Genomic DNA, 17,582 nt, shown 5'->3' with positions numbered 1-17,582 from the left:
CATACGAGTAGGCTTTTTTATTTATCTGCTATTTCCAATCGCCCTCGAATTTTCTCCGGAATATCCTCTTCAGTGATAATGTCGTAAGAATACACATACTTTCCTTTTACATGAATTTTTAAGTAAGTTTTTCTTATAAAATCATTAGGGGTGTTCGTCCCCACTTTATATTCTCTCTCATTCCTTAATTCATCAACACCGTTTAGCGAGTACATAGCTCTTCCTTTATGATGGTAATCCGGAACGCCATATCCTTTCGCAATGGCGTATACATTTTTTTCTTCAGCAATCGGATTAAATCTGTCTAAATCCCCGCGTAATATGAAGGGTAGTAAGTATATAGGAAGACCTATTCCTACTATGCAAATTACAAATTTCTTCATGATCGTTTCTCCTCTTGTTCATTTACATGCTTCAGTATAGAAAAAAATTCTTATGAATAAAGGGAGATTTTCTTAAGTTTTTCTTAAAAAGAGTTGTAAGGTTATTTTAACCAAAATTTTCATAGAAATACCTTTAAAAAGAACGTGAGTTCGTATATAATAAGAACAAATGTTCTTTTGTGAGGAGTGATAACCTTGTATGATTATTCTCTTTTACCGAATCGTATTATTTTATGTGTAGATCTTCGTAGCTTTTATGCAAGCGTGTCATGTATTAAAAAAGGACTTGATCCACGATATACAAAATTGGCTGTCGTAGGAGATGTAAACCGGAGTGGATCAATTGTATTAGCGGCAACACCACCATTAAAAGCGTTAGGAATTAAGAAGATGGCACGGTTGTACGAAATACCGAAGCGGCCGGATATTATTATTGTGAATCCGATTATGCATACGTATATGAAGTGTTCAACTTATATAACAGGCTTAGCTTTACAGTATGTTGCGCCGGAAGATTTTCATCAATATAGTATCGATGAGTTTTTCATGGATATGACCGCAAGTATTCATTTGTTTGCGAGTAATCCGCGTGAGTTTGCATTAAAATTTAAGAGAGAAATATATGAACGTACGCGAATTGAAAGTACGATTGGTATTGGTCCGAATTTATTATTGAGTAAAGTAGCGATGGATGTGGAAGCAAAAAAGAATCGGGATGGAATAGTGCAGTGGACATATGACGATATACCCGAGAAGTTATGGGGTATTAGACCGCTCAGTAAATTTTGGGGTATATCGTATAAAACGGAAATGAAATTAAATCGAAAAGGTATACATACGATTGGGGATTTAGCAGAGTACCCATTGAAGTATTTAAAACAATCATTTGGTGTAATAGGAGAAGAATTACATTTACATAGTAATGGGATTGATTTTAGCAGAATAGCAGAGAAATATGTTCCAGCGACAACATCTATAGCAAAAAGCCAAATATTATTTCGTGATTATGCGATAGAAGAGTTCACCGTTATTTTATTAGAGCATATAGAGGAAGTTTGTTACAGGTTGAGACGAGAAAAGAAATGCGCGCAAACGATCCATTTTTCAGTCGGATATAGTAAGGAATACGGAGGAGGAATAAAAAAAGCACATACGTTAAACAGAGCAACAAATGTAACGATGGATATATATAATGTTTGTACCTATTTTTTATACGAGAGACATACAGGAGAACCGATACGATCAATAAGTATTTCGCTAACTAATTTAATAAATGAAGGAGAAGAGCAAATTTCACTTTTCGATAACATTATACAAAGAGAAAAAGAAATGCGATTAACGAAGGTCATGGACGAAATTCGAACACGATTTGGTAAGAACAGTATTTTACGTGGGATTTCCTACACAAGCGTCGCAACAGCAAGATATAGAAACACATTATTAGGAGGGCACAAATCGTGAAGAATGCTAATATGCCAAAAGGAAGAGGTATGGTCAAGTGGCAACCGTTTGCTAGTATGCCAGAGCAGTTCGCCTGTATTAAAGAAATGATACAGGAGCAAACAAAGGTTTCGCGTCCAATCTTAACACAAGATGCAAAAGAAAGAATTGAAAATAAACTGTTAATTTCATATTTAGGTGAGGAAGAGGTTTTACTTACATATTATAAAAATGGCTATCTATATAAAAATTACATAACAGTAGCTGATATAAATCCATTAAATGAGACGATTATTTGTACTGATGCTTTTCATAATCAAAGAATATTTAAGTTTGTTGATGTGATTGGGGTTGATTAAAGTATGTTTCTAGGCAATAGGCTCATTTTTAAACTTATTGCCTAGAACGATTCGTTCATCTACCAATCATTCTGAAGGGGAAAATCTGGAACGTTTAGCATTTGTATTTTCTAAGAGAAAGGTTAATAATCTTATCTTTAACGAATGTACCGAAAGAAATTTTTTCCTCAAGCATGTGAAAGATGATAGCCCAATGGTGGGGCGGAGACGAAAAGTTACTTTCGTCGTGGAACTGAGAAGCCCCACTGTTCATGATTTAAATTGCATAGTATTAGCTACTTATTATTTTGAGTGTAAGTGTATATCTTTTAAGAGGATATACCAAGTTCTTTTATTTAGATAATTACTTGAAACTTGAATGGGAAAAACATGATCAAGCCCCCATTCTAATTCGTTTATTTCATTCTCAAGTCCTGTTGGATAGAGTAAAAGGATCTTAAAATTATTTTTAACAATATTTGATAAAATTGTTTGTAATTTTAGCGCTTCAGTCAAGCTTCCACCCCATCTAACAAATAAAATAGATTGAGAATTATGAAGTTTTTCGTAAAAATTATCAATTCTTCGATCTAATTTTTGTTTAAAATCATGGTATGTGATGAACCAATCTTCATTTGGAATAACAGGGAAATCGTGATAAGATGTTACATTATATTTTGTGTCTTTTATAATATGAGAAAAAACAGGTTGTATCACGCCATCATTAAACACAACATTTTGATCCGGCATTGCGTGCATGTTTTTTAAATCCATAAAGTCTACAAAATTATTTTTCAATAATTTGTTGATAGAAGAAAGATTCGGTGATACAAACCAATCTAGAGGACCTGAAAATTTCCGCAGCTTATATTTTTTTAGATGGATAGCAGTATAACAATTTTCCCCTAAACTAATAACATCATCATACATTCCTTGAAGCCCTTTCATTTCCAATACAATCATCCTTTTTTAGAAAAATTAGAAGGTATATATAAATTCTAAAAAGCGTTATTATGACACAGAATATGCTTCTGAAAAATAGGAGAAATGATTCATAATAAATAATATATGTATGAGTAAAAGCTCCTGTGAAAAGGCTCACAGGAGGATAAAATAAAGCATATTTCGGGTTGTATACCATTTATTGAGGTAAGAATTGTGTGTGATAATTCATGGCGTTTCTATAATAAAGGGGGAAAACAGAAATACATTGAAGTTAGTTGTGAGTAATAATAATTTTAAATTAAACGGAAATAAGAAGCCCCAGTTGCTTCATTATGCAACTGGGGCATTTTTTAATCTCTTCCTAACTTAATTATACCACGTAAATAAAGTTCGAAATAGACTGTTTCTTCTCATGTACTACTGCTACAATCAAGAACACATGCATAGTAAGGAGAGGTGCCAAATGAGTTCTTTCGTTCTCGATTTTCAGGAAATAGAAAAAACACAGCTTTCACTTGTTGGTGGAAAAGGATTGAATTTAGGGGAGTTATCCAACATGCAAGGTATACAAGTGCCAGAAGGATTTTGTGTTACAACGGTAGGATATGAAAAGGCCATCGAGCAAAATGAAGAGCTTCAAACTTTGTTGCAGCAGCTAACAAAGTTGAAACGTGAAGACCGAGCTCAAATTGGTGAAAGTAGTAAGAAGATTAGAGAAGTTATTATGGCAGTAGAAATCCCTTCTGATGTAGTGGAAGCGGTAGCTCATTATCTCTCACGTTTTGGAAATGAACATGCGTATGCCGTGCGTTCTAGTGCTACGGCTGAAGATTTACCGTATGCCTCGTTCGCTGGTCAACAAGATACGTATTTAAATATTATCGGGAAAGAAGCGATTTTGCAGTATGTAAGAAAGTGCTGGGCTTCTTTATTTACAGAGCGAGCAGTCATGTACCGTATGCAAAATGGTTTTGAACATAACCAAGTTTCTATATGTGTTGTCGTTCAAAAAATGGTATTCCCACAGGCCTCGGGCATTTTATTTACTGCTGATCCGATTACTTCTAACCGGAAGGTGTTATCAATCGATGCCAGTTTTGGACTTGGTGAAGCGTTAGTATCAGGACTCGTCTCTGCCGATAATTATAAAGTAAAAGAAGGCGAAATCGTCGATAAGGTGATTTCAACTAAAAAAGTAGCTATCTATGCCTTAAAAGAGGGCGGAACAGAAACGAAACAGATTGATCCAGCTCAGCAAAAACTTCAAACATTGTCTGAACAACAAATTTTACAACTAGCACGGATCGGAAGACAGATTGAAGCTTATTTTGGCTGTCCGCAAGATATCGAATGGTGTTTAGCTGGGGATACATTTTATATTGTCCAAAGTCGCCCAATCACGACTTTATATCCAATACCAGAAGCAAATGATGGGGAAAATCATGTGTATGTATCGGTTGGTCACCAGCAAATGATGACCGATCCTTTGAAGCCATTAGGAATGTCCTTATTCCAGTTAACATCTTTTGGACAGAGGTTTCATGCTGGGGGAAGGTTGTTTGTTGACGTTGCACAAAGATTGGCTTCGCCTACTAGTAGAGAACTTTTATTAAATACGATAGGGAATTCGGAACCACTTATTAAAGATGCATTAACGACTGTAGTCGAGCGAGATGATTTTATTACATTGTTACCGGATGGTGAAACAGGAAAGAGTGTTGGTAAAAGTGGGTCACCTGTAAGCTCGCAACCAGAAGTCGAAAATGATCCGGCAATCGTTACGAATTTAATACAGACTAGTCAATCGTCAATCGAAGAGTTAAAACAAAACATGCAAACGAAATCAGGGGTGGATGTACTTGATTTTATTTTGGAAGATATTCAGCAATTAAAGAAAATACTATTTCATCCGCAAAGTATGGCTGTCATTATGGCAGGTATGAATGCTTCAACATGGATCAATGAAAAAATGGAGCAATGGCTAGGTGAAAAGAATGCAGCAGACACGCTTTCTCAATCGGTACAAAATAATATTACGTCTGAAATGGGGCTAGCATTACTCGATGTTGCTGATGTGATTCGGCCTTATCCAGAAGTCATTGCGTATTTACAATGTATAGAAGATGATAGCTTTTTAGATGAATTAGTTCAATTTAAAGGCGGGGAAAAAGCTCGAGAGGCAATCGATGCTTTTCTAAATAAATACGGAATGAGATGTAGCGGAGAAATTGACATTACGAAAACGCGCTGGAGTGAAAAGCCAACTACAATTATCCCGATGATTTTAAATAATATAAGAGACTTTGAATATGGTGCGAGTAAGCGGAAGTTTGAAGAAGGACTACAGGAAGCTTTGAAAAAAGAAGAAGAATTATTAGATCGATTGCAGCAATTGCCGGATGGAAAACAAAAAGAAGAAGAAACGAAGCGAATGATTGGTAATATCCGTAATTTTATCGGTTATCGTGAATATCCAAAATACGGCATGATTAATCGTTATTTCATATATAAGCAGGCGTTACTGAAAGAAGCTGAGCAACTTGTGCAAAATAAGGTTGTTAATGAAATAGAAGATATATACTATCTAACTTTCGAAGAGCTTCACGAAGTTGTCCGCACAAATAAACTAAATTACGAGCTTATTCATAAACAAAAAAATGATTACAAATTATATGAAAAACTAACGCCTCCGCGTGTAATGACGTCTGATGGAGAAATCATTACAGGTAAATATAAACGAGAACACCTCCCAGCTGATGCGATTGTAGGTTTGCCTGTTTCTTCAGGAGTTATAGAGGGAAGAGCACGCGTTATTTTAAACATGGAAGATGCGAATTTAGAAGAGGGCGATATATTAGTTACTGCTTTTACTGATCCGGGCTGGACACCGTTATTTGTGTCTATAAAAGGGTTAGTCACTGAAGTTGGTGGACTCATGACACATGGAGCAGTGATTGCACGTGAATATGGATTACCAGCAGTCGTCGGGGTAGAGAATGCTACAAAATCAATAAAAGATGGGCAACGAATTCGGGTACATGGAACAGAAGGGTATATTGAAGTGTTGTAGTTGTGTTTAAAAACATAAAAAGATCATCCGCTATATGTAGTGGATGATCTTTTTATGTTTTTAAACCAGTTGTTACTACGTGAAACATTGATGAATCAGAATGTATGTGAATTTAAAACAAAGAATATTTTCAAAAATATTACAAATTCAGACAACACCTTGTAAATTATCTGAATTTTCATTATTATATAAACGTTATAACGTATTTAATATTGGGGAGGAATAGGGATGAAGAAAAAGCCTTTTAAGGTGCTGTCTACGCTGGCGGCGACAGCTGTGCTTAGTTGCACATTTGGATTTGGTAGTCAATCTGTTTATGCGGCAACGCCGTCTAATACAGGAACTGTAAGTCCAATTGATGAAAATGTAGTTCAAGAGGATCGTTTAGCAGATGCGCTCAAGAAACGTGGGGTAATTAGTGAATCTGCATCGAAAGAAGACACATTAAAAGCTGTTGAAAAATACGTAGAGAAGAAAAAAGGTGAAAATGCTGGAAAAGAACCAGCAGGGGATAGTGTCTCAAGAGAAGCTTTTGACTTTTTGAAAAAAGTTAAAGATGCAAAAGCAGATGCGAAAGAAAAAGTTGATCAACCTGCTAGTGGCCCGGTAGTAGGACAAGCGCCGGTTAAAGGGGGATTAAACGGCAAAGTACCAACTACTCCAGCGAAGCAAAAACAATATAACGGTGATGCTCGTAAAGATAAAGTTCTAGTATTGCTAGTAGAGTTTGCTGACTTTAAGCATAACAATATTGATCAAGTACCAGGTTATATGTATTCAAATGATTTTAATCCAGAACATTATCAAAAAATGTTATTTGGGAATGAGCCGTTTACACTATTTGATGGTTCAAAAGTTCCAACATTTAAACAATATTATGAAGAGCAATCTGGTGGCAGTTATACAGTCGATGGGACAGTAACAAAGTGGTTGACAGTTCCTGGTAATGCGGCGGATTATGGGGCAGATGCTGGAGATGGTGGTCATGATAATAAAGGACCAAAAGGACCACGTGATTTTGTAAAAGAAGCATTAAATGCAGCTGTAGAAAGTGGCATTGATTTATCTGAATTTGACCAATACGACCAATATGACAATAATGGTGATGGCAATAAAAACGAACCAGATGGTTTGATTGATCATTTAATGGTCATTCACGCTGGAGTTGGACAAGATGGAGGCGGTGGTAGACTAGGTGATGATGCAATTTGGTCACATCGCTGGAACCTTGGAACACCATATCCAATTGAAGGAACAAAAGCAAAGGTTGATAACTGGGGCGGTAAAATGGCGGCATACGACTACACAATTGAGCCGGAAGATGGAGCAGTTGGTGTATTCGCACATGAATTTGGTCATGATTTAGGCCTTCCAGATGAGTATGATACGAAGTACTCAGGAGCAGGTGAGCCAATTAACTCTTGGTCTGTTATGAGCGGCGGTAGTTGGGCTGGTAAAATTGCAGGTACAACGCCACCGAGTTTCTCTCCGCAAAACAAAGAGTATTTTCAAAAAAACATGGGTGGGAACTGGGCAAATATTGTAGAGGTTGACTATGATAAATTAAATCGCGGTATCGGTTTGGCGACGTACTTAGATCAAAGTGTAACGAAATCAAATCGTCCTGGCCTGATTCGGGTTAACTTACCAGATAAAGATGTGAAGGGTATTCAACCTGCATTCGGTAAGAAATATTACTATAGTACAAAAGGCGATAATCTTCATACAACATTAGAAACACCAATGTTTGATTTAACAAATGCAACACAGGCGAAATTTGATTACAAAACATTGTATGAAATTGAAACAGAATATGACTTCCTTGAAGTACATGCAGTGACAGAAGATGATAAGAAAACGTTAGTGGATCGCATTGGTGAAAAGAATGTGAAAAATGGTCTAGACACAACGAATGGTAAATGGGTAGATAAGTCATATGACTTAAGCCAATTTAAAGGTCAAAAAATAAAACTAGTATTCGAATACATTACAGATGGTGGTTTAGCACCGAACGGTTTTACGCTTGATAACGCTACATTAACTGTAGATGGAAATGTCGTCTTCTCTGATGATACAGAAGGCGAAGCGAAATTAAAATTAAATGGTTTCGTTGTATCAAATGGTTTTGATAAGAAGAAACATAACTACTATTTAGAGTGGAGAAACTACGCTGGCGCTGATCAAGCGTTAAAATATAGTAGCGGTGTACCATATAATACAGGTCTTGTAGTATGGTATGCAGACTCAAGCTTTACAGATAATTGGGTGGGTCTACATCCAGGTGAAGGTTTCTTAGGAGTTGTTGACTCTCACCCAGAGGCAATTGTTGGAACGCTAAACGGCAAACCAACTGTAAAAAATAGTACACGATACCAAATCGCAGATGCTGCGTTCTCCTTTAACCAAGCGCCAGCATGGAAAGTTGTATCTCCAACACGTGGAACATATGATTACAAAGGATTACCAGGTGTAACGAAGTTTGATGATTCTAAGTCGTATATGAACGACTTAATCCCAGATGCAGGACGTAAAGTACCGAAGCTGGGACTGAAATTTGAAGTAGTTGGACAAGCAGATGATAATTCTGCAGGTGCAGTTCGTTTATATCGATAATAATGGAGAAGCTGTTGAAGGGGGAGTCCTTTCAACAGCTTTTTTTACAGAAACATAAATTTTAAGTTATTAATAAAATAATAGAAATTACTAAGCAAGCGGGCTCATTTCTTTAAGCCAGCCGCATAAAAAGGTCCATGAACTGCGATTGTTGATAAAATATGAGCAATTTCCTCAGGTGTTTCTTTTTGCCCGTTATTTAACCATTGCTGGATGACACCTATATGAGCGGATGCCATATAAGAAGTTAAGTATTGGCTTGGGACAAGTAAATTTTCCTTATTAATGAGAGCACCATTCGTATCTTCAAATAATGTTTTCCACATAAAGTCTTTCAGTTTTGTTTGGAAAGATAAATCTCCTTTTGGGCTAAGTACAGCTTTCATAAAATCACTATTTTCATTTAGAAACTCAAGAATAGAAGTGATAAGTAAAAATGGCATTGTTGGGGAAGGATTTGATCCAAGATCCGCAATAACTTCTGGAAACTTCCGTTTTGCAATGCTAGAAAACTCATACATAATTTCCTCTTGGCATTTCGTCATTAAATCAAATTTATCTTGATAATGTGTATAAAACGTACCACGATTGATGTTTGCTTTCGTTGTAATGTCCTTCACTGTAATGGCGTCAAAACCTTTTTCTTCAATTAACTCAACCAATGCGTTTCGTATGGCAGTTTTCGTACGAACAACACGTAAATCTAAATTACTATCGCGCAAAGCATGTACCTCCTTAATTTTTTTCAACACTTTTTAAGAATGTGTCTTATAACCGACACATTCACGATTTTTGATTATTGTATAAGGTTCAACTCAAACATATAATTCAAAATATAAATAAACAACACGTTGTTGGTTATTATAAATCAAATGATAGGAGGAGAAAAGAAAATGTTTAAAAATAAACTTTTATTGTTATCACCAGTTATTGCACTACTTGTTGTTTTTATTTTTTCATTAACATTATTTCCAACCGTTCAACCTAAGCCGAAAAACTTGCCAATCGCAATTGTAAATGAGGATCAAGGAGTAGAAATTCCGAATCAACCGAAAATGAATATGGGGCAAACGATTGTTGATAATATGAAAAAGACATCAAAAGCAGAGGAAGAACCTGCGGTGAAGTGGGTAGAAGTAAAAAATAAGGAATCCGTGCAAAAAGGTTTAAATAATCAAGAGTATTATGCAGCATTAGTCATTCCGAAAGACTTTAGCACAAAACAAGCATCATTACGAACACCACAGCCATCTTCGCCAGAGGTAGAAATATTCATCAATCAAGGAATGAATACAGCGGCATCAACTATGGCAGGACAAATGTTAAATGCGATCGTTGATAATATGAACAATACTGTTCGTACACAACTATTAGATGGATTGAAAGCGAAAGGTGCTACTTTAACAGCAGACCAAGTTTCGAATGTAGTAACACCGATTATGAAGAAAGTGACAAATGTAAATGAAATCGGAAAAAATAGTGCGAACGGTAACTCACCAATTTCTTTATTCCAGCCGTTATGGATTGCAAGTTTAGCGAGCGCAGCGCTTATCTTTATTGCGATAAGTAAAATGCCGCTTCGTACAAGAAACGAAAACTTTGTATTAAAACTAAAGCAAATCGGAACAGGCGCCATTGCCGCGCTTGTCATTGGGTTCGGTCTTACATGGAGTGCGGATGGTATGGTAGGACTAAACATTTCAAATTTCACTGATACGGCCTTATTTTTATCCATTACATCGTTTAGTTTCTTCTTAATGATATCGGCGGTACTTTCATTAGTTGGACTAAAGGGAATCAGTGTATTTGCTCTCTTACTATTCTTCGGGGCACCGTTATTATCGTTAGCACCTGAAATGTTGTCGCCATTTTATCAAGATTGGGTGTATGCATGGTTGCCAATGCGATTTATGATTGAGGGGCTTAGAGAAATATTATTCTTCGGAAAAGGGTTAAGCTGGAGTACACCTCTTACTGTACTCGTTTGGATTGGCGTAGTAAGTATGATTATTATTTTAGCGACTGCTTTCAAACGTAGTATAGTAAAGGAACATAAAACGGAAGTGAATGCATAAGAGATAAAAACGTTTCACTAGGAGTGAAGCGTTTTTATTTCTTATTAACTTATAGGTTAAAGAGAATAGAAGCGTTCGAATTTGCGGTTCCTTATTTTATACATGCTCCTGTTATTTCAAATTGCATAAAATGTTATGCGGAATAACGGAGGGGATAGGATGTATAATTCGAATTATTATGATTGGTATAGGCAAAATGATAAGCTGATTCGTGATATTGAGAAAGCAATTAATGGAGAGTTTAGTGCTATAAATTGCTATGCGAAATTAGCTAACATGGCTCCAAATGCGGCGGAACGAAATCAAATTCTTGAAATTCGTAACGATGAAATAAAGCATTTTCATCAGTTTGTACAGATCTATACAAATTTAACTGGTCAGCAGCCGAAACCACAAATTTCAGAAGAATGCCCGAATACGTACTTACAAGGATTAGAATTCGCTATACAAGATGAACAGAAGACAGTAGATTTTTACTTGGAAATTTCAGATGAAACATCGGATGCACATCTGAAAGAGTTGTTGCGCAGAATAGCTGCCGATGAACAAAATCATGCGGTGTGGTTTTTATATTATTTTGTGAAGATGAGGTGAATATTGAAGGAATTAAAACCGTTTCACTAGTAGTGGGACGGTTTTTTGATGGAATACAAGTTGTAAAATAGATATCTTGAAGGTGTAGTGAGTAATCTTGGTATATAATGTATAAAACGTAAATTAATAAAGAGAGAGGTAAGTATATGAAAGGGGAACGGCAATATGGAGAGAAACACAGTTGAAGAATACACAATTCGAACTGCTACGGAAGAGGAAAGTGATAGCATTATCACTCTATTAAAAGAAGTAGCAGAGTGGCTACAGCATAAAGAAGTGAATCAATGGCAGTATCTGTTAGGGGGAGAGGCTACGGCTGAAATATTAGAAGGTATAAGAGAGAAATATACATATGTGGTTATGAAAGAAGATGAAATTATCGGTACGGTTACCGTATCTCCTAAACAAAATGAATGGGATGAGCGTATTTTTGGTAAGGAGGAAGTTTCTAATTCTTTATACATTCATAGATTTGCAGTGAAACGGAAGTATAAGGGGAATGGAATCGGAGAATGGATTTTACAGTGGGTAGAAGAGAATGTACAACATGAAAAAGAGTTTTTGAAACTAGATTGTGTAGGGCATAATCGTACGTTGAATGATTTTTATAAGAAAAATGGTTTTGAATATGTTGGGAGTACAGATGGACTTAGTAAGTTTCAAAAAAGAAGGGGGTAAGTGAATGAATCAAATTCATACGGATTTAGTTAAAAGGTTGATAGGGGAACAGTTTCCTAAATGGGCACATTTAGAAGTGAAACCTGTAAAGTTTAGTGGGCATGATAATAGAACGTTTCATCTAGGGGATGAGATGAGTGTAAGATTGCCAAGTGATGCAGCATATGCACCACAAGTAGAGAAGGAAAATAAGTGGTTACCTATATTAAGTAAGGAACTTTCTTTACCGATTTCTACACCACTTGCGAAAGGAAATCCATCTGAATCGTATCCGTGGCCATGGTCTATCAATAAGTGGATAGAGGGAGAAACAGTTACGAAACAAAATGTCCGTGACTTAAATGAATTTGCGGCGGACTTAGGATCGTTTTTAGTAGAATTGCAATCCATTGATGCGAGTAATGGACCGGTAGCTGGAGCACATAATTTTTACCGAGGCGGGCTTATAACTGTATATGATGAAGAGGCGAGAGGTGCTATCGAAAATAATAAGGACGTTTTTGATGAAACAGTAATAAAGCATCTTTGGGATTTAGCACTTCAGTCAACGTGGGAGCGTAAGCCAGTTTGGGTTCATGGGGATGTTGCACCAGGAAACTTACTCGTTAAGGACGGGAAGCTTTGTGCCATAATTGATTTTGGTATTTTAGGAGTGGGAGATCCGGCTTGTGATGCAGCGATGGCATGGACATTTTTTGATAAAAGTAGTAGAAATGTTTTTAAAGAAGTATTACGCATAGATGAAGAAACGTGGAATAGAGCAAGAGGATGGGCACTTTGGAAAGCGTTCATTACATATGATGCGAATAAGACTAGTAATAAGAAAGTGGCAGAAGAATCGTATCGTGTCATTCAAGTGATTGTTGATGATTATAAGAGGTAGTAGAAAAAGCCTATTTTAAAATAGGCTTTTTCATATGACTAAATATTAGAAATGGAAAGAAGGAATGTAACATTATTATACAGAATATTTAGATAAATAGGAGGTGTCGAATTTTGAGTGAAATTGAATTAAAAAGGAATGTAATTAAGACAGGGAGTGAGAAGAGGATCATTCTTCGGTTTATACTCGCTAGTCTAGTTGGAGTGTTTATGTTTTTCGTACCAGTTACGATAAATGGTGCTTCGTCCATTATGATTGATCATATCGTATCATGGATTCGTACTTCAGTTCCGAGCGTAGTACCTTATTACGCACTACTTGTTATGGTAATGGGTGCGATTTATCCATTTTATACGAAAAAATGGAATGCATCTATCGTAGACATTTGTTTTTCTATTTTAAAGGTAGTTGGCGTCGTTTTTGGTGTATTATATTGTTTGAAAGTAGGGCCAGCTTGGTTCTTTGCACAAGATGTAGGGCCATTTTTGTATGAAAAATTAGTAATATCAGTAAGTTTACTCGTTCCAATTGGCTCGGCTTTTTTAGCGTTATTAGTTGGATACGGATTACTTGAATTTATCGGTACATTTTGCCGTCCAATTATGAGACCTTTATGGAATACACCAGGACGATCAGCAATCGATGCGGTTGCCTCCTTTGTGGGGAGTTATTCGCTTGCACTTCTTATTACGAATCGCGTGTATAAAGAAGGAAAGTATACGACAAAAGAAGCAGCCATTATCGCTACAGGTTTTTCTACAGTATCCGCAACATTTATGATCATCATCGCAAAAACATTAGACATTATGCATTTATGGAATGTTTATTTTTGGACTACTCTCGTTGTAACATTCATCGTAACTGCTATCACCTTAAGAATCCCACCACTTAGCAGAAAACCAGATACATATGTAACAGAAGAAGGGTTCCCAGAGCCAGTTTATAAAGAGAAAATGTTAGAACGCGCTTGGGAAGATGCGTTAGAAGTATCGAAAACTGCACCGAGTATTATGAAAAATATCGTAGTAAATTTAAAAGATGGCTTTATTATGACGATGGGGATTTTACCATCTATTATGTCTGTAGGATTAATTGGTATCGTCTTAGCGAAATTCACGCCAATATTTGATTGGATCAGTTATATCTTCTATCCTTTTACATGGCTATTACAATTACCAGAAGCAGACTTAGCTGCTAAAGCGGCATCTGTTGGTATTGCGGAAATGTTTTTACCTTCACTTTTAGTTGTAGGTGCACCGCTCGTAACAAAGTTTGTCATTGCGGTTGTTTCGGTATCATCTATATTGTTTTTCTCAGCTTCCATTCCTTGTATATTATCGACAGATATTCCGTTAAAAGTATCGGAACTTATTATTCTGTATGTACAGAGAACGATATTAACGTTGCTTATAATTACGCCAATTGCTTATTTGTTGCTTTAAAAGGAAAGGCGGGAATAGTTACTTTAAAGTTTTAAAAAGATACAATTATAAAAAAGAATCCTTCCATTTACAGAAGGATTCTTTTGTTTGGTATTTTTATCAAGTAGATACTCTAAAACGAAAAAGGTGTACACTTTCAGGTGAAAATGTACACCTTTTTGATGTTTTATTTATTTTTCGTATATGATGTAATACTTCTTAAGAAAATTCCTAATCCTGCAAAAAAGAATCCTAAGCATAATAAGCTGCCAGGTGTTCCCCAGGTAATTTGATCTAGCATTTTTATATCCTCCCATTTATCCCATATTAATTAACTATAAAACGTTCATCGATTAAAGTTTCACTTCATTATCATATAGTATTTTTTGGTTTTCATCCATATTTATCCAAACTATCAAACTGAAAAATTGATCCATAAATGAAAAAACAATAATCTTTTATAGAAATAATAGCGCTTTTTGTATGCAAAACTTTAAAGAACGTACACTAGACCTTTAGAAAAAGAAAGATCTTACATGAAATGAAACCAATATAAATTTAGCTTGATGCAATGGGATTTACACGGTATTTGTTAGAGAGTTTTGCGGATGATTATGTGAGAAGGTATCAAAAATTAAATTAAGTGTAAGGGCATATACAAATGGGTTTTAATATTTTATTATTTATATAATGGAATATTGTTTTGTGTGATATAGTAAGAAAAAGGGGGCTTACAAATGGAAATCATTCACGAAAGAGCAAAGTTACGGTTAATAGATAGTGAGGATGTCGAAAGTTTGTTTTCGATTGTAGAAGGAAATCGGGATATTTGGGCGTATTTAATCTCTAAAATGGATACTGCGCAAGATATGCAGCAATATGTGCAAAAAGCGATACAGGGTTATGGGAAGGGGACTCAAATACCTTTCGTTGTAGTGGATCAACAGACGAATACGATTGTAGGAAGTACACGTCTATATAATATTTCAGTAGAAGATAAAACAGTCGAGTTAGGCCAAACGTGGTATCATCCAAGTGTGCAACGTACGAGTATAAATACTGAGTGTAAGTATTTGCTTCTCCAGTATGCTTTTGAAAAATTGCATATGCTGAGGGTACAAATTAAGACAGATGTAAGAAATGAAAAAGCACAGCGAGCAATTGAAAGGTTAGGTGCAGTTAAAGAGGGTGTGCTTAGAAATGAAAGAAAATTGCCGAATGGCTATGTGAGAGATGCGGTTGTGTATAGTATCATCTCGAGTGAATGGCCAGGCGTAAAAGAACAATTGTTAGAAAAATTAGAGTTGTATAAAGAAAAGTTATAATTCGTGTTTTGAAAGGTATATTGTTCGTGAGGTATGAAAAATATACCTTTTTTCTTACAAAATGCTACTTTATTTTAATTCCTTTTGTTTCATCGTTCCCTTCTGAGAAAAAATTCGTTACAATGTAGTTGTATGGTAATAAACTTATGAATTTTAAAATGTAATGAAAACCGCAAATGAAAATGAATTGATAATCCTCAATTTTAAATGAAAACCCTTTTATATATAAATAACAAGTAAAGTTCCTTCTTTTAAATAAATTCAAACAAACGATTTGATAAAAATGTTTTTTTATAGAAGTATGGATGATGTACGGAGGCAATTACAAATGAAAGAAAATAAGAAGAGTAAGAAAAGACGAATCTTTCAAGTATTTTTACTAATGATTTGTTCTGCTATTTTATATGTAAGTTACGCAGCTTACGATATTTGGAGCTATCGTTTTAAAACAGATGATAGCGTGAGAACGGATGCTGGTATCGTACTAGGAGCAGCTTCATGGAATGGAAAACCATCTCCTGTATTTAAAGAAAGAATTAATCATGCGATTTCTTTATATAAGAACGGAAATATTAAAAAGATTATTTTTACAGGTGGTACAAAGTTTGAGGCAGAGCTTGAGGAAGCGCGTACTGCAAGAGTATATGCAATGAAACAAGGTGTAAAAGAGGAAGATATTTTAATTGAAACAAAATCCCTTTTCACTGAAGAAAATTTAAAGAATGCGAAGGAAGTTGGAATAGAGAACGGAATACGCACATACACGATTGTAAGTGATCCACTTCATATGAAACGCGCAATGAGAATCGCAAAACATATTAATATTGAAGCGTATGCTTCACCAACGCCGACATCAGCATATAAAACGTTAGATACAGAAATACCATTCTTCTTTAAAGAATTATTCTCGTATATTGGATATGTAACCTCTTTGCCGTTAAAGGCATTGAAGGGAGACTAATAAGAAAAGAACCTATCTTTCAATAGGAACTTTTCTTATTAGTCAAAAACATTGTATTTTTATCGGAATAGTGAAACAATAGAGAGGTAGCTTCATATAATCATAATGACAAAATGAACGGTTTATGAATCGAACATAAAGGAGATTATAGTATGGCACTCTCATTTGTTGAAACAGAAGAACAATCTTTCATTATTGAACAAATAAATACATTGATTCCGAAGTTCATGGAAAGAGAGCATCAATTAAGTGAATTAGGATCATTTCCGTATGAAAATATAAATGATTTGAAAGATATCGGATATACGAAATTAACGTTACCGAAGGAATTTGGTGGTAGTGCGATTTCTTTATATGACTTCGTTTTATTTCAAGAGAAAATCGCGGAAGGCTGCGGAGCTACTGCATTATCGATTGGCTGGCATCTTGGCATTGTGAAAGAGCTAGCGGAAAATCGCTCTTGGAATGATGAGATGTTCAAATGGTTTTGCGAAGAAGTACGTAACGGGGCGCTCTTTAACAGGGCTGCAACAGAGCCGAAAACAGGGAGTCCGACGCGTGGTGGAAAACCAGAAACAATAGCGGTTCAACAAGGCGAGAAGTGGATTATAAATGGAAGAAAAACTTTTACAACGATGGCGCCAGTACTTGATTATTTTATTATTTCAGCAAGTATGGAAGGCCGAGATGAAGTTGGTGAGTTTGTTATTCCAAAGAATACACAAGGCGTAACGATTGAAGAGACATGGGATAGTATCGCAATGCGAGGAACTGCGAGCCATGATCTCGTTTTGCAAAATGTAGAGATTGAGGACTGCTTTTTTACGGACATAAAAGGAGGGAAAGTGAAACAAAA

Annotated in this window: 15 protein-coding genes; 12 read left to right on the top strand and 3 right to left on the bottom strand. The window is 35.7% G+C overall.

Features of this window, described 5'->3' with window-relative positions:
* Positions 1-17: 17 nt before the first annotated feature.
* Positions 18-383 carry a YxeA family protein gene (locus ACXY7N_RS29890; RefSeq protein ID WP_016087272.1) on the bottom strand — a complete coding sequence of 122 codons (366 nt, stop codon included), beginning with the start codon at positions 381-383 and terminating at the stop codon, positions 18-20.
* Positions 384-578: 195 nt separating this feature from the next.
* On the opposite strand from ACXY7N_RS29890, the gene ACXY7N_RS29885 reads away from it, so the two are divergent.
* Complete coding sequence (locus ACXY7N_RS29885; RefSeq protein WP_016087273.1) at positions 579-1,844, top strand: Y-family DNA polymerase; 1,266 nt, start codon at positions 579-581, stop codon at positions 1,842-1,844.
* Positions 1,841-2,182 (top strand): YolD-like family protein, encoded by a 342-nt coding sequence (locus ACXY7N_RS29880; protein WP_016087274.1) that lies wholly within the window; start codon positions 1,841-1,843, stop codon positions 2,180-2,182. Before ACXY7N_RS29885 ends, ACXY7N_RS29880 begins: the two co-directional genes overlap by 4 nt.
* Positions 2,183-2,464: 282 nt before the next feature.
* Here the strand turns inward: ACXY7N_RS29880 and ACXY7N_RS29875 are convergent, their stop codons facing one another.
* Positions 2,465-3,124 carry a DUF1796 family putative cysteine peptidase gene (locus ACXY7N_RS29875; protein WP_033659718.1) on the bottom strand — a complete coding sequence of 220 codons (660 nt, stop codon included), beginning with the start codon at positions 3,122-3,124 and terminating at the stop codon, positions 2,465-2,467.
* Positions 3,125-3,569: 445 nt separating this feature from the next.
* Here ACXY7N_RS29875 and ppsA point away from each other — a divergent pair, with 445 nt between their 5' ends.
* Together ppsA and ACXY7N_RS29865 are read left to right on the top strand one after the other, a co-directional pair.
* Complete coding sequence (ppsA, locus tag ACXY7N_RS29870) at positions 3,570-6,176, top strand: phosphoenolpyruvate synthase (protein WP_488592842.1); 2,607 nt, start codon at positions 3,570-3,572, stop codon at positions 6,174-6,176.
* Between the two features lie 228 nt (positions 6,177-6,404).
* Positions 6,405-8,789 (top strand): immune inhibitor A domain-containing protein, encoded by a 2,385-nt coding sequence (locus ACXY7N_RS29865; RefSeq protein ID WP_098879034.1) that lies wholly within the window; start codon positions 6,405-6,407, stop codon positions 8,787-8,789.
* Positions 8,790-8,893: 104 nt separating this feature from the next.
* Here the strand turns inward: ACXY7N_RS29865 and ACXY7N_RS29860 are convergent, their stop codons facing one another.
* Positions 8,894-9,511, bottom strand: a complete 618-nt coding sequence (locus ACXY7N_RS29860) for a TetR/AcrR family transcriptional regulator (RefSeq protein ID WP_098879035.1) — start codon at positions 9,509-9,511, stop codon at positions 8,894-8,896.
* Positions 9,512-9,661: 150 nt separating this feature from the next.
* On the opposite strand from ACXY7N_RS29860, the gene ACXY7N_RS29855 reads away from it, so the two are divergent.
* From ACXY7N_RS29855 to ACXY7N_RS29820, 8 genes are all read left to right on the top strand, one after another.
* Positions 9,662-10,864 (top strand): DUF3533 domain-containing protein, encoded by a 1,203-nt coding sequence (locus ACXY7N_RS29855; protein ID WP_176543749.1) that lies wholly within the window; start codon positions 9,662-9,664, stop codon positions 10,862-10,864.
* Between the two features lie 159 nt (positions 10,865-11,023).
* Positions 11,024-11,458, top strand: coding sequence for a ferritin-like domain-containing protein (locus ACXY7N_RS29850; RefSeq protein WP_353811161.1), 435 nt, complete (start codon positions 11,024-11,026; stop codon positions 11,456-11,458).
* A 165-nt stretch (positions 11,459-11,623) separates the two neighbouring features.
* On the top strand, positions 11,624-12,136 hold the full coding sequence (locus tag ACXY7N_RS29845) for a GNAT family N-acetyltransferase (protein WP_016087281.1): 513 nt from the start codon (positions 11,624-11,626) through the stop codon (positions 12,134-12,136).
* Between the two features lie 4 nt (positions 12,137-12,140).
* Entirely contained in the window at positions 12,141-13,019 is an 879-nt protein-coding gene (locus ACXY7N_RS29840; protein WP_098486864.1) for an aminoglycoside phosphotransferase family protein, read from the top strand.
* A 113-nt stretch (positions 13,020-13,132) separates the two neighbouring features.
* Positions 13,133-14,461, top strand: a complete 1,329-nt coding sequence (locus ACXY7N_RS29835) for a YjiH family protein (protein WP_488592841.1) — start codon at positions 13,133-13,135, stop codon at positions 14,459-14,461.
* 716 nt (positions 14,462-15,177) lie between these two features.
* Positions 15,178-15,765 carry a GNAT family N-acetyltransferase gene (locus ACXY7N_RS29830; protein ID WP_488592840.1) on the top strand — a complete coding sequence of 196 codons (588 nt, stop codon included), beginning with the start codon at positions 15,178-15,180 and terminating at the stop codon, positions 15,763-15,765.
* Between the two features lie 328 nt (positions 15,766-16,093).
* Positions 16,094-16,726, top strand: coding sequence for a YdcF family protein (locus ACXY7N_RS29825; RefSeq protein WP_000662227.1), 633 nt, complete (start codon positions 16,094-16,096; stop codon positions 16,724-16,726).
* Between the two features lie 152 nt (positions 16,727-16,878).
* On the top strand, positions 16,879-17,582 hold a 704-nt coding region (locus ACXY7N_RS29820), incomplete at its 3' end, for an acyl-CoA dehydrogenase family protein (protein WP_488592839.1).

The sequence above is a fragment of the Bacillus sp. 5w2 genome, assembly GCF_054353775.1.
The sequence above is the reverse complement of the archived record's forward strand: the minus strand, read 5'-3'. Positions and strand labels throughout refer to the sequence as shown.